This window comes from Trujillonella humicola (genome assembly GCF_046233715.1).
In the GTDB taxonomy this organism is placed as follows: Bacteria; Actinomycetota; Actinomycetes; order Mycobacteriales; family Geodermatophilaceae; genus Trujillonella; species Trujillonella humicola.
This window is the reverse complement of record NZ_JBJNRJ010000088.1, coordinates 1-12,851: the sequence shown is the minus strand read 5'-3', so window position 1 is coordinate 12,851 and position 12,851 is coordinate 1. Positions and strand designations below refer to the sequence as shown.

Annotated in this window: 11 protein-coding genes; 10 read left to right on the top strand and 1 reads right to left on the bottom strand. The window is 71.9% G+C overall.

The features are described from left to right. Positions 1-104 precede the first annotated feature (104 nt). Positions 105-1,289, bottom strand: coding sequence for a sugar ABC transporter substrate-binding protein (locus ACK586_RS24555; protein WP_409333153.1), 1,185 nt, complete (start codon positions 1,287-1,289; stop codon positions 105-107). A 327-nt stretch (positions 1,290-1,616) separates the two neighbouring features. On the opposite strand from ACK586_RS24555, the gene ACK586_RS24550 reads away from it, so the two are divergent. The 10 genes from ACK586_RS24550 (at position 1,617) to ACK586_RS24505 (ending at position 12,761) form a co-directional block, all read left to right on the top strand. Next, complete coding sequence (locus tag ACK586_RS24550) at positions 1,617-3,170, top strand: AMP-binding protein (protein WP_409333152.1); 1,554 nt, start codon at positions 1,617-1,619, stop codon at positions 3,168-3,170. Beyond that, the gene (locus ACK586_RS24545; protein ID WP_409333151.1) at positions 3,171-3,632 is read left to right on the top strand and encodes a hypothetical protein; all 462 of its coding nucleotides are present in this window, start codon (positions 3,171-3,173) and stop codon (positions 3,630-3,632) included. Further along, positions 3,629-4,042 carry a MaoC family dehydratase gene (locus tag ACK586_RS24540; protein ID WP_409333150.1) on the top strand — a complete coding sequence of 138 codons (414 nt, stop codon included), beginning with the start codon at positions 3,629-3,631 and terminating at the stop codon, positions 4,040-4,042. The genes ACK586_RS24545 and ACK586_RS24540 overlap by 4 nt, the downstream gene beginning before the upstream one ends. Continuing rightward, complete coding sequence (locus tag ACK586_RS24535; protein WP_409333149.1) at positions 4,039-4,461, top strand: acyl-CoA thioesterase; 423 nt, start codon at positions 4,039-4,041, stop codon at positions 4,459-4,461. The genes ACK586_RS24540 and ACK586_RS24535 overlap by 4 nt, the downstream gene beginning before the upstream one ends. Further along, positions 4,458-5,054 carry a nuclear transport factor 2 family protein gene (locus tag ACK586_RS24530; RefSeq protein WP_409333148.1) on the top strand — a complete coding sequence of 199 codons (597 nt, stop codon included), beginning with the start codon at positions 4,458-4,460 and terminating at the stop codon, positions 5,052-5,054. The genes ACK586_RS24535 and ACK586_RS24530 overlap by 4 nt, the downstream gene beginning before the upstream one ends. Positions 5,055-5,126: 72 nt before the next feature. Further along, complete coding sequence (locus ACK586_RS24525) at positions 5,127-6,254, top strand: PucR family transcriptional regulator (RefSeq protein WP_409333147.1); 1,128 nt, start codon at positions 5,127-5,129, stop codon at positions 6,252-6,254. A gap of 576 nt (positions 6,255-6,830) precedes the next feature. Next, the gene (locus ACK586_RS24520) at positions 6,831-8,639 is read left to right on the top strand and encodes a flavin-containing monooxygenase (RefSeq protein WP_409333146.1); all 1,809 of its coding nucleotides are present in this window, start codon (positions 6,831-6,833) and stop codon (positions 8,637-8,639) included. A gap of 159 nt (positions 8,640-8,798) precedes the next feature. Further along, complete coding sequence (locus ACK586_RS24515) at positions 8,799-10,040, top strand: ABC transporter substrate-binding protein (protein ID WP_409333145.1); 1,242 nt, start codon at positions 8,799-8,801, stop codon at positions 10,038-10,040. Next, the gene (locus tag ACK586_RS24510; RefSeq protein WP_409333144.1) at positions 10,027-10,836 is read left to right on the top strand and encodes an ABC transporter ATP-binding protein; all 810 of its coding nucleotides are present in this window, start codon (positions 10,027-10,029) and stop codon (positions 10,834-10,836) included. Before ACK586_RS24515 ends, ACK586_RS24510 begins: the two co-directional genes overlap by 14 nt. Then, positions 10,836-12,761 carry an ABC transporter permease gene (locus ACK586_RS24505; protein ID WP_409333143.1) on the top strand — a complete coding sequence of 642 codons (1,926 nt, stop codon included), beginning with the start codon at positions 10,836-10,838 and terminating at the stop codon, positions 12,759-12,761. The genes ACK586_RS24510 and ACK586_RS24505 overlap by 1 nt, the downstream gene beginning before the upstream one ends. Positions 12,762-12,851 lie beyond the last annotated feature (90 nt).

Below are 12,851 nucleotides of genomic sequence, written 5' to 3'. Positions count from 1 at the left end.
CCCGGCCCCCCCCCCCCCCCCCCCCCCCCCCCCCCCCCCCCCCCCCCCCCCCCCCCCCCCCCCCCCCCCCCCCCCCCCCCCCCCCCCCCCGGGAGGTGGTGCTGCTACTGCGAGAGGTTGGTGAACTCGGTGGACCACTTCGTGGTGAAGAAGCCCTCGAAGTCGACCGGCGGCGGCGCGAGCTCGCCCTCCTCCGGCAGGTTCTCGGCGTCGACCACGAAGTTGCGCCAGAAGTCCAGGTCGTCGCCGTAGTCCGGCCGCGGCTCGGTGGAGATGGCGGTGTCCCGGGCGAAGTACTCGGCCAGCTGGTCCATCGCCACCCAGGCGATCCACTCGTGGGTGTTCTCCGCCGCCGCGTCGACCTGCCCGCTCCGGATCAGGTCGATGGTCGGGAGGTTGGCGTAGAAGGTCACGATCATCGGCCGCTCCGGGAACTGCGCACCCGGCCGGAGCACCTGCATGGCCTGCGCGGCACCGATCTCCGAACCGGAGAAGGTCAGGTAGTAGGCCTGGATGTCGGGGTTGCCGTTGAACGAGGACGAGACGGACTGCTGCGCGCCGGGGATCAGGTTGGCCGCGTCGGCGTCGAAGGTGTCCCCGATCGTCACGTCGGAGCCCTCCAGCGCCTGGTCGAGCCCCTCGAGCCGCTGGATGACGAAGTCGGCCTGGAAGGTCTGCGTGGCGATCGGCCCGCCCTCGGGCAGCTGCTCGACCAGCCAGTCGCCGAGCACCTCGCCGAACTGCGCCTCGTCGGGGTAGATGGAGCCGTCGAACAGGTCCTCCTGGCCGATGTAGCCACCGATGTTGATCACCGGGATGCCCGCCGCCTCGGCCTGGGTGAGCGCCGGTGCGATGGACGACTGCGGCATGCCGTTGGTCAGGATCGCGTCGACGCCGCTGTTGACGAAGTTCGTCGCGCAGGTGAGCTGCCCCTGCGGCGTGGACTGGCCGTCGCAGACCTGGAGCTCCCAGTCGAGCGCGGACGCGGCGTTCTGGACACCCTGCGTCAGCCGGGCCGAGATCGGGATGGCCTCGCCGTAGGAGATGTAGCCGATCGTCTGCGCAGGCAGCTCGACGGGCTCGCCGGCGGCCTCCGCCGCGGCCGTGGCCGCCTCCTCGATCTCGGGGGTGAGCTCCAGGACCGGCAGGTCGCCCAGCCGGGCGCCGGCGGAACCGCCGCCGCCGCCACCGCTGCCGCCGTCCGACCCCCCGTCGTCGGTGTCGGAGCAGGCGGCGGTCAGCAGCAGCGCCGCCGCGGCGGCGCAGGCAGCCAGGGAACGAGGTCTCATGTGCGTGGTCTCCGATTCGGACGAGTGCAGCGGTGCAGTCGTGGTGCGGTGGAGCCTCGATCTGGCGTCTTCCGGCCGGCGTCGGGACGTCCGGACGCCGGCCCGACGCCAGGTGTGACGCGGATAACGATGCGCATTGATGTCATGGTTGTTTCCGCGCGTCAAGGGCCCTCGGCCCCTGAGACCCATCCGTGATGCGGACCGGCGGAGGCCGGATCCGCCGGCGACCGCCCGGCGGCAGGGGCTGGCGCCGGGACGCAAACATGCATATGGTTCGCCCAGTCAGGTCTGTGCAGCCCGTCACAGCGTCGAGACGAGGAAGGTCAGATGAACCAGGGACTCATCCCCGCCAAGTGGGCGGCGCTGACGCCGCGCAACGAGGCCGTCATCGACGTGCCGAACAACCGGCGACTCACCTATGCGGAGTTCGACGAGCTGGTCCGCCGGCTGGCCAACGGACTGCGCGGGCTCGGGTTGGAGAAGGGCGACCGCTTCGGCGTCCTGTCCCGCAACTGCGCCGAGTTCATGGCGCTGTACTTCGCCGCCGGGCGCGCCGGTCTCATGCTGCAGCCGCTGAACTGGCGGCTGGCCGGCGAGGAGCTCGCCACGATCGTCCGCGACGCGTCACCGAAGGTGATCATCAGCCAGGACGAGTTCGCCCCCGCGATCGAGCAGCTGCAGCGCGACGTCGACGTCCCGCACTGGCTGCAGTTCGGCGACAAGAGCGACGGCAGCTTCGCCGCGCTCGTCGAGGGCGCGAGCGACCAGGAGCCGATCTGGGTCTCCTCGGTCCTGGACGACGACCCGTTCTTCATCCTCTACACCGGCGGCACGACCGGGAAGAGCAAGGGCGCCATGCACACCCACCGCAGCGCGGGGGCCATGATGCTGGCGCAGACCGTGGCCGAGCGGATCGTGCCCAGCGACGTCTACATGCTGACCGGGCAGATGTACCACATCCCGATCGTGCTGGCGATGAACTACAACCGGCACGGCTGCCCGCTCGTGCTGGTCAACTTCGAGGCCAAGCAGGCGCTGGAGATCATCCAGGAGGAGAAGGTCTCGGCCTTCCTCGGCATCACCACGATGATCAACTGGATGATGGCCGTCGAGAACTTCGCGTCCTACGACCTGTCCAGCCTGCGCAACTTCCAGTACGGCGGGGGGCCGATGCCGTCCTCGGTCGTCCGCGCGGCGATGGACAACTTCCCGTGCACGATGATCCAGGGCTACGGGCAGACCGAGGGCGCCGGGATGACGTTCCTCTCCCAGGAGGACCACATCAACGCCGTGAACGGGATCCACCCCGAGCGGCTGCGCTCCTGCGGCCGGGAGGGCTTCACCGCCCAGATCCGCGTCGTGGACGAGTACGGCAACGACGTCCCGCGCGACGGCCGGACCGCCGGGCAGATCGTCGTGCGCGGCGAGCAGAACATGATCGGCTACCTCAACCAGCCCGAGCTCACCGCGCAGACCATCCGCGACGGCTGGATGTGGACCGGTGACATGGCCACCTGGGACGAGGACCGCTACGTCTTCATCGTCGACCGGGCCAAGGACATGATCATCTCCGGCGGGGAGAACATCTACTCCGTGCAGGTGGAGGAGGCCATCAACCAGCACCCGGCGGTGCTCGAGTGCGCGGTGTTCGGCGTCCCGGACGACGAGTGGGGCGAGTCGGTGAAGGCCGTCGTCGTCCTCAAGCCGGGGCAGTCGGCCAGCGAGCAGGAGATCATCGAGGAGGCGAAGAAGCACCTCGCGAGCTACCAGAAGCCGCGCTCGGTGGACTTCGTCGGCGAGCTGCCCAAGGCGCCGACCGGGAAGATCCTCAAGCGCAACCTGCGCGACCCGTACTGGGCCGACCGGGACCGGGGCGTCTGAGTGGGCTTCGCGGAAGCCGATCTCGACGGTCAGGTGGGCCGGGCCTTCCCGGGCGGCACGTACACCGTGCACCCGTGGCGGGCCTGGCTCCTGGCCGACACCGTGCTCGCACCACCGCCGTCCCTGCGCGACGGCGGTGAGCAGGTGGCCCACCCGCTGTTCGCCTGGATGGCGGCCACCGGGGCGATGGGCATCACCTGGGACGAGCTGTTCGCCTGGTTCGGCGCCACCGCCGCGGACGGCCCGGTCTTCGGCGAGCACGAGACGACGCTGCACCGGCCACTGCGGGTGGGCGCCGGCTACCGGGTGAGCGGCGGGATCGTCTCGGCGGAGCGCAAGGTGGGCCGGCGGACCGGGGTCTTCGACGTGGTCGGGTACTCGATGGACCTGCACGACGAGTCCGACGGCGCGCACGTGGCCACCTGCTGGAACTCGATCGTCTTCCCCCGGAGGGACGCATGACGACCGCCGTGGAGGTCGGCACCGAGCTCCCCCCGTACGAGGTGGAGTCGGTCAGCGCCGAGAAGATGAAGACGATGGCGGCGTTGCTGAGCGACCCGACCGCCATCCACTGGGACGTCGAGACGCTGCGGGCGCTCGGCATGGGCGACCGGCCGGTCAACCAGGGTCCGCTGAACATGGGCTACGTGATGAACGCCGTCACCGCCTGGGCCGGCGGCCCGGACCGGCTGCGCCGGCTGCGGGTCCGCTTCCTGGGCAACGTGCTGGCCGGGCACCACCTCCGGGTGCGTGCCACGGTCACCGCGCTGCGCGAGGAGGACGGCGCCCGGCTGGCCGACTGCGACGTGGTGCTCGAGGTCGTGGACGGGGATGCGGTCGTGTCCGGGACGGCGACGGTGGTGCTGGCATGAGCGACTCGCAGCTGAGCTTCCCGTTGAGCTACGGCGACTGCGACACCGTCGGCATCGCCTACTTCGCCGTCTACTACCCGTGGATGGAGCGGGCCTACAGCACCTGGCTGTACTCCCACGGCCTGCGCAGCGGCGAGCTCGCCGAGCAGCACGGCTTCATGACCGTGGGCGTGCACTCGGAGTGCACGTACAAGGCGATGGTCCGGGTCTTCGACGAGCTCACCGTCCGGCTGGTGCTGGACCGGGTCGGGTCGTCGTCCTACACCGTCGGGTTCGACTTCCTCCGCGGCGACGAGGTGGTCACCCACGGCACGATGACCTTCGTCTGCCGGACGCTCGAGGGCGGCAAGTCGCCGATCCCCGACGTCCTCATGGACGTGCTGCGCACCCTGCCGGCGGCCGAGGGCGCCACCGCGTGAGCCTCGACCTGCCGGCGGTCACCGCGGCGCTCACCACCGTGCCGGCGCTGCCCGAGGGGGACGGGGCGGTGCTGGCGCGGGTGGTGCGCGACCAGGCCGACCGGCAGGCGATCACCGACCTGCAGGTGCTCTACGCCCGGGCGGTCGACGACCACGCGATCGACGCCCTGGTCGCGATGTACACGGCCGACGGCGTGTTCGAGCGCCGGGGTGTCCCCGCGACCGGCGCGGCCGAGATCCGGGCGGCCTACGTGGCCAGCTTCGACACCTACCGGACGATGCTGCACACCGCGCACCCCGGCGTGGTGCAGCTGCACGGGGACGGGACGGCGTCGGGCTGGTCGCACGGCCACGCGGAGCTCGCCACCAGGAGCACGCTGGTGCTCGCTTCCTACCGGTACGAGGACGACTACCGGCGGGTCGACGGCCGGTGGCTGTTCGCCCGCCGGTCGATCACGTTCATGTACGCGGTACCGGCCGACCAGATGGCGGGCAGCTTCCGCGACGAGCTGCGGATGCGCTGGCCGCGGACCGAGCCCGAGGCGGCCGACTACCCCGAGACCGCACCGACCTGGGACACCTATCGCGACTGAGCCACCGCAGATCGACCGCGCGTTCCCACGGACCGGCCTGCCGGGTGCCCGGGGAGCAGGAGGGCAGAAGCCATGCGCCGCGCCGGCCAGGACCTCGTGGACGACCTCCTCGCGCGCACGGACGGGCTCGTCGAGGGCATGCTCGGGGCGATGCGCGGGCGCCCCAGCTACGCGAACGTGCCCGAGCACGAGGTCCGGGCCTCCGTCCGGCGGCACGTCCTCCGCCTGACCGAGCACCTGCGCGCCGGCGACGGGCCGATGAACCCCGCGGACGAGGCCTGGTTCCGCGACGTGGGCGAGCAGCGCGCGCGGCAGGGGGTCACCGTCGAGGACCTCGTGCACGTGTGGAAGGTGACGTTCGACCTGCTGCGCGCCCACGTCCTGCAGGCCGTCGACCTGCTCGCCGACCACCCCGAGGTCCTGCGGCGGCTGCTGCGGACGACCGACGAGCTCGACCACGGCCTGCTGGCGGTCGTGGCCGGCTACCAGCGCGCCCGGTCCGATCAGGACCGGGCCGAGCGGGAGCGTCGAGGAGAGGTCGTCCGGCGCCTCTGGACGCCGGGCGTGGACGCCGACGAGGTGCGCCGGACCGCGGAGACCCACGGACTGGACACGACCGCCACCTTCCACCCCTTCCGGGCGCGTCCGGCCGACGAGCGGGAACTGCTCCGCCTGGAGACGTGGCTCGACGCGACGCACGGCGCCGGCGTGCTGCACGGTCTGGTGGACGGCGACCTGTGCGGCGTCACCAGCCGCCCGCTGAGCGCGCGGTGCGAGCACACGATCGGGGTGGCCGACGCGGCGCCGCTCGCCGAGCTCCCGGAGGCCTCCCGGCTGGCCGGCCGCGCCCTGGCCGTGGCGCTGCACGTGGGCCGGCCGGGGGTGTGCCGGCTAGCCGACCTCGGGCTCCTCCCCGCCGTGCTGGCCGACGACGAGGTCGGCGCCGCACTGGACGCCCGCTACATCACCCCGCACGTGGCGCAGGGCCCGTCCGGGGAGGCGGTGCTCGACACCGTCGAGGCCTACCTGTCCTGCCAGGCGAAGCTCGCTCCCGCGGCGAGCGCCTTGCACGTGCACCTCAACACCGTCCGGTACCGCATCGCCCGGTTCGAGGAGACGACGGGAGTCTCGCTGCGGGACACCGACCGGCTGGCCGAGGTGTGGTGGGCCCTCCGGCGCCGGCGTCTGCTCACCCCCTGACGCTCCGGCGCGCGTCGCCGACGCCGGCCCGACCGGCCGCACTGGATGCCGGAGCCATGCCGGACGACGAAACCTTGGCTCCGGCAGCCATGCCATCCGCAGCCGGCCCGCTCTAGCGTCTGTGGTGACGGGAGACACATCGCGGCGCGGGGGGATCAGCCCCCAGCCGCCTCCGCGGCATCCTCGGCACCCCCTCCCGTCCGAGCCCTGCTCACTCTCGGTGAAGGGCGCCCGTCGGCATGTCCTCGTTGCGCCACTGGCGCGGAGAGCACGACGGCGACGCGCCGCCGACGCCCAGTCGAGGCGCTGAGCAGCGGATTCGACCGACATGAAGTCGCAACGAAGAGGGTCGCCGGAAACTCTTGTAAGGATTCGAAGGGTATGGCTAGTGTCGTGCCTCACAAGAACTCCTCACCGAGGGTGACGACTCCTCGGAGCGAGGAGGACGTCACACAGGACGAGCACCCGGTATCCAGCGGGTGGCAGTCCGCGATGCGAGCGACCGCACCCGGTCCTCGTGCGCACCACGACCCCGCGGGGCAGCGCGCCCCGTTGCCGTCAGGAGAAGAGGAACTCGTGCCGCCCACCAGCCCCACTTCCGCCGACGTCTCCACCGAGGCCGTCGCCACCGACTGGCTCGCCCGCTTCGAGCGCGCCCTCGCCTCCGGCGAGGGGGCGGCGCAGCTGTTCCGGACCGACGGCTGGTGGCGGGACCTGCTCGCCTTCACCTGGGACCTGCGCACCGCGCACGGGCCGGACGCGATCGCCACTCAGGGCCGGTCGGCGCAGGACGCCGGCCCGACCGGTTTCGCGCTGGCGCCCGGGTCCTCCGCCGACGTCATCGGCGAGGGCGACGCCGCCTTCCTGCAGTTCCGCTTCGAGTTCGAGACCGAGGTCGCCCGGGGCGAGGGCGTGGCCCGCCTGACCCGGACGTCCGGGACGGACGACGACTGGCGCGCCTGGACGGTCCTGACCGCCACCCGGGAGCTCAAGGGGCACGAGGAGCTCGTCGAGGCGCGACGGCCGCACGGCGGCCCCCAGGGCTCGGAGCGGATCCCGACCACCTGGGCGCAGAACCGGCAGCGGCAGCAGGAGTTCCTCGACGGCGAGCCCGCGGTGGTGGTGATCGGCGCCGGGCACGGCGGCCTCGGGGTCGCGGCGCGGCTGGGTCGACTGGGGATCGACACCCTGGTCGTCGACCGCAACCCCCGGGTCGGCGACAGCTGGCGGAACCGCTACGCGTCGCTCGTCCTGCACGACCCGGTCTGGTACGACCACCTGCCGTACCTGCCCTTCCCGCCCAACTGGCCGGTCTTCGCCCCCAAGGACAAGCTCGCCGACTGGCTCGAGTTCTACGCCTCGGCGATGGAGCTCAACGTCTGGACCGGCAGCGAGCTGGTCGACAGCAGCTACGACGAGGCGTCGGCGACCTGGACGCTGACCATCCGGCGGGCGGACGGCAGCGAGCGGCAGGTGCGGCCGAGGCACGTCGTCCTGGCCACCGGTGTGAGCGGCACCGAGCCCAACATCCCCGAGCTCCCCCACGCGGAGGAGTTCGAGGGGACCCTCTGCCACTCGAGCACGTTCCCCGGGGGCGCGGAGTACGCCGGCAAGAAGGCGGTCGTCGTCGGCACGTGCAACAGCGGCCACGACATCGCCCAGGACCTCCAGGAGCACGGCGCCGAGGTCACCATGGTCCAGCGATCGAGCACCTACGTGGTGAACGTCGAGACGTCGGGGATGGCCATGGCCGGGATGTACGACGGCAGCGGTCCGCCGACCGAGGTGGCGGACCTGCTGAGCGCGTCCTTCCCGTTCCACGCGCTCCCGCCCCTGCAGAAGGCCATGACCGAGGCGATGACGGCGGTGGACAAGCCACTGCTCGACCGGCTCGAGAAGGCCGGGTTCGCGCTCAACTACGGCATCGACGGCACCGGCGCGCTCATGCTGTTCCTCCAGAAGGGCGGCGGCTACTACGTCAACGTCGGCTGCTCGGAGCTGATCGCCGACGGCAAGATCGCGGTCCGCTCCGGTGTGGCCGTCGAGCGGTTCACCCCCTCGGGCGTCGTCCTCACCGACGGCAGCACCCTCGAGGCCGACGTCGTCGTGCTCGCGACCGGTTACCACGGCATGCTCGCGACCGCCCGCCGGCTCTTCGGCGACGAGGTCGCCGATCGCTGCAGGCCCGTCTGGGGCCTGGACGACGAGGGCGAGCTGCGCGGCGTCTGGCGCCGCTCCGGTCACGAGGGACTGTGGTTCATGGGCGGGAACCTGCAGATGGCCCGCTTCTACGGCCGGTTCCTGGCCCTGCAGATCGTGGCCGCCGAGGCCGGCATCGCCGGCACCCGGTCCCCCGGCACCCTCGCCGCGTCGACCACGACCTGACGCCCTGACAGCGGGGGCGGCCGCTGCCGAGCCGCCCCCGCCTCGCGCCGCACCACCGATCACCCGGGCCGCACCGGGGCTCCCCGCTTGCGGACCCGGTGGTCCCGCACACCCCAATCCCATCACTCACCGTGATATTTCGACTTCGTGGAGTAGAAGATGCTCAGGAGAACGCCCTTCATCGGCGGACTGGCGTGCCTCGCCCTCGCCCTGACCGCGTGCAACAGCGCAGAAGGCTCGTCCTCGGGCGGCGGCGGGAACTCCGCCGACGGGGACACGATCCCGATCGGGAACGTCACCGCCATCACCGGTATGGGCGGCACCTTCGACGGTTACCGCGCCGGGCTGGTCGCGTACGTCGAGTGGCTCAACGACCAGGGCGGGATCGACGGCAAGCAGGTCGAGCTCTTCCTCGAGGACGACGAGGCCGATCCTGCGAAGAACGCCGCCGCGGTGCGCCGCCTCGTCGAGGAGCGCGGGATCATCGCCACCGTCGGGGACGCGACCCAGGGATCGAGCGCCGGTGGCGCCCCGTACCTGGAGGAGCAGGGCATCCCCGCCATCGCCGGCTGGGGCAACGGCGAGGAGTGGTTCGGCCAGCACGAGAACCTCTTCGTCATCGTCTCCTCGCAGGGCGAGGAGCGCTGCGCCCCCTGGCTGGCCGACATGGCCATCGCGGACGACGCCCAGGACGTCGCCTTCTTCGGTTACGACATCCCGATCGGGATCCAGGACATCGAGTGCCACCTCGCCGCCTGGGAGGCGCAGGGCCAGGCGGAGCCGGTGGCACGGCCTGCCTACGCATCCCTCACCCAGGCGGACTACCGGCCGATCATCCAGCCGGCCATCGACGCCGGGGCGCAGAACCTGATCGTCAACATCGGTGCCAGTGACATGGCGCGCTTCATCCAGGCCGCCGAGCAGCTCGGCTTCGAGGGCAACTACTACGGCGGCGGCGGCGTCTCCGGAGCCCTGATGAACTCGCTGGACGCCCAGCTCTCCGCGGCGGTGCAAGGCAGGCTCTTCGGCCCGTCGTTCTCCGCGCTCGCCGGCGACGACGGCGAGGAGCTGGCCAACTTCGCGGAGTACATCCCGGCGGAGTTCGCCGAGGACCCGTTCGCGGTCTCGGGCTGGGCGGCCGGCGTCGTGTTCGCCGACGCGGTGGCGGAGGTCGGACCCTCGAGCACCGCCCTGCTGGACCACATGTACGACCTGCCCTCGGGCTACGACGCGAACGGGCTCGTCGGGCCGCTGGAGTACGAGCGCGGCGAACTCGGTCCGGCCCGCTGCATCCTCTACATCGTCTGGAACGGCACGGACTTCGAGCGCGCCGACATGTCCGGGGACGGCTTCAACTGCTCGGAGATCATCGACCCGGGCGACTTCGATGCGTTCAAGTGACGGCCTGTCCGCCGTGGAGCCGCGATCCGGCCCCACGGCGGGCCCGCCGGTCCTCGGCATCGAGCGGTTGCGGATCCGCTACGAGAAGCTCACCGCCGTCCACGACGTCGACCTCGAGCTGTCCGCCGGCACGATCAGCGTGCTCCTCGGGCTCAACGGGGCCGGCAAGTCCAGCATCATGAACGCCGTTGCCGGCGTGGTCCCGGCCGACGCGGGCCGCATCCTCCTCTCGGGCCGCGACATCGGTGGGCTCCCGGCGCACCGCCGGGCCCGCGCGGGACTCGCCTACCTCCCCGAGGGGCGCGGGGTGTTCCCGAGCCTCACGGTGCAGCAGAACCTGCTGCTGGGTTCGGCCGGTCGGTCGGACGACGCCCACGCGATGGACACCGCGTTCACGCTGTTCCCGGTCCTCGGCGAGCGGCGCAAGCAGGCCGCCGGCCACCTGTCCGGCGGCGAGCAGCAGATGCTCTCCCTGGCCCGCTGCCTGGCCGGCAGGCCGACGCTGCTGCTGCTCGACGAGCCCTCCCTAGGGCTGGCCCCGCGCATCGTCGAGGAGCTCTTCGCCACGCTGCACCGGCTGCGGGACGACGGCCTGACCATCCTCATGGTCGAGCAGTTCGCCCATGCCGCCCTCGCCGTCGCCGACACCGCGGGCGTGCTCGTCCGTGGCGAACTCACCCGGTTCGGCGCGGCCGGCGACCTGCGCGGCCTGTCCGCCGAGGAACTCGCCGACCTGTTCTTCTCCGAGACCGGCCGCCCCGCGGTCGCACCCACCGCCGAGGAGCGTGCGTCCTGATGGTCGACGTGCTGTTCGTCGTCTCCGCGGTCGCCGTGGGGATGATCTACGCTCTGGCGGCCTTCGGGCTGATCGTCACCTTCCGCGTCACCGGCGTCTTCAACCTCGCGTTCGGCTACCAGGCCTCGCTCGCGGCGTTCCTCTACTGGCAACTGACCGTCGGATGGGGGCTGAGCGCCCCGCTGAGCGCGGCGCTCGTCGTCTGCGTGGCCTCCCCGCTCATGGGCAGCGCCATCCAGGCGACCCTGTTCCGACGGTCCCGCGACATGCTGACGGCGATCATCGTCACCCTCGGGCTCGGCATCGGCATCGGTGGCCTCATCCAGGTCATCTGGCGGACCAGCGAGGTCCGGTCCGTGCCGTCGGTCTTCGGGGCGGGAACGGTCGACCTGTTCGGCACCACCGTGACCGTGAACGAGCTCGGCGTCATCGTCGTCACCGTCGCGATCGGCGTCGGGCTCCGCCTGCTGATGGTCACCAGCCGGCTCGGTCTGCGCATGCAGGCGGTGGTGGACAACCCCGACCTGGCGGCGGTGACCGGGATCCCCTACGGGCGGGTGAACGCCATCGCGTGGAGCCTCGGCACGGCGCTGGCCTCGCTCTCGGGCATCCTGCTGGCCCCGCTGCTGAATCTCGACGTGGCGATCCTGAGCGTCCTGGTCGTCTACGCCTTCGCGGTCGCCGTCCTCGGCCGGCTGCAGAGCATGCCGCTGGCGCTGGGCGGTGCGCTCCTGCTCTCCTTCGCCCAGACCTGGGCCGACCGCAACCCGGACGTCTTCGCGTTCCTCTCCGGCAGTGCCCGCGACATCCTGCCCTTCGTCCTGCTGGTGGTCGCGCTGCTGATGCAGCCGGCCGGTCGTCGCGGTCTGCGCGTGGTGGGCGGCGGCCTGCAGCGCGTGGCCCGCGAGCGCGGCAACGACTCACCGGTCCCCGCCATGGTGGCGGTGGTCGTGCTGGCCCTCCTGGCGGTGACGCTGGGCAGCTTCTGGGTGTACGTCGCCATCGGTGGCGTCGTCTACGCGCTCGTCGCGCTGTCGATCAACCTGCTGACCGGTGCGTCGGCCCAGATCAGCCTCTGCCAGGTCGCGTTCATGGGCATCGGGGCCGTGACGGCCGGGAAGCTGCTCGAGTCCGGGGCCTCCTGGTTCCTGGCGGCCCTCGGCGGGGTCGTGGTCGCCGGGCTCGCCGGGCTGGTGGTCGCCGTGTGCGCCTTCCGGCTGCAGGGCCTCTTCCTCACCCTGCTGACGCTCGCCTTCGCCTACGCCGTCATGCAGCTGGTGTTCGAGAACAAGGAGATCATCGGCCCGGCCGGCGTCCGGGTCGGCCGTCCGGAGGCGGGACCGCTCAGCTTCGCCGACGACCGCGCCTACCTGGCGCTCGTCGTCGTGGTCCTGCTCGCCGCGATGTGGTTCGTGGCCAGGGCGCTGCGGGGTCCGTGGGGTCGGGCCCTGGCCATCCTCACCGCGGGGGACGACGTCGCCGAGGTCGCCGGTCTCGGCGTCCGCGGCTGGAAGATCCGGGTCTTCGTCCTCAGCGCCGCCCTCGCCGGCCTGGGCGGCGTGCTCTTCGCCGGGGCGCAGGACCTGGTGTCGGCCCAGTCGTTCACCCCGCTGGCCTCGCTGACGATCCTGGCGCTCGCCGTCGTGGGCGGCGTCACCCGCTCGTTCGGCCCCGTCATCGCCGGCTTCCTGGTCGCGGCGTCGAGTCCGATCCTCTCCTCCGTCATCGACAACCCGGGCAACGTGTCGCTGATCCTGTTCGGCCTGATGACCATGCAGGTCGCGGTGATGTTCCCGGCCGGCTACGCGGGGATGATCCCGAGCGGACGGCGGCGCCGGGGATCGAGCGAGTCACCACCACCGACGGCACCCGGCGGGCCGGCGGCGGGCGCGCTCGTCCCCACCGGCGCGGAGGTGGCCCGGTGAGACACCCTCTGTCAACCACCGGCTCAGGCGGCGTTGCCGAGGGCTCGGTTGCGGTTGGCTTGGTGGACGCCCTCGTCGTAGAGGACGCCT